Origin of the sequence: Streptomyces sp. B1866 (assembly GCF_031932565.1) — a bacterium.
Lineage (GTDB): Bacteria > Actinomycetota > Actinomycetes > Streptomycetales > Streptomycetaceae > Streptomyces.
In genome coordinates this window covers 1-744 of the sequence record NZ_JAVSCF010000571.1, presented here as the reverse complement: position 1 = coordinate 744, position 744 = coordinate 1, and the positions used below count along the sequence as shown (strand labels likewise).

Genomic DNA, 744 nt, shown 5'->3' with positions numbered 1-744 from the left:
CAACTACGCCGCGGCCAACGCCTTCCTGGACGCCCTCGCGCAGTCCCGCCGGGCGAGCGGGCTGCCCGCCCACTCGCTGGCCTGGGGCCTGTGGGCCCAGTCCAGCGAGATGCTCGACCACCTGGAGCAGAACGACCTGGCCTGGATGAAGCGCGCGGGCATCCAGCCGCTGCCGTCCAGCCTGGGCCTGGCCCTGCTGGACGCCGCGACCACGCTGGACGACGCGCACCTGGTGCCCGTACGCCTGGAGATGACCACCCTCCGGCACGAGGCCGCGTCCGGCATGCTGCGCCCCCTCTTCCGCGGCCTGGTGCGCACGGTGACCCGCAGGACGGCCGCCACCGCCGACGCCTCCGGCGGATCGGCGCTGGCCCAGCGGCTGTCCGGCCTCACGCCCGAGGAGCAGAACCGGGCCCTGCTGGACGTGGTGCGCGCTCAGGTGGCGACCGTCCTGGGACACGCCACCCCGGAGACCATCGCCGCGAGCCGCCNCCCGGAGACCATCGCCGCGAGCCGCCCGTTCAAGGAGCTGGGCTTCGACTCGCTGACCGCCGTGGAGCTGCGTAACCGGCTCAACGCGGCCACTGGGCAGCGCCTGCCGGCCACGATCATCTTCGACTACCCGACGCCCGGCCTGCTCACCGACTTCCTGCGCTCCGAGGTGCTGGGCGTGGCCTCGGCGCCCGCGGCGGTGCCGTCGGCCGCGGCGCCCGCGGACGGCGTGTCGGACGAGCCGATCGCGAT

At 75.0% G+C, this 744-nt stretch carries 1 protein-coding gene; it reads left to right on the top strand.

The features are described from left to right. Window positions 1-744, top strand: a 744-nt coding sequence (locus RKE29_RS30240; protein WP_312008894.1) for a beta-ketoacyl reductase, incomplete at both ends; no start/stop codon positions are given.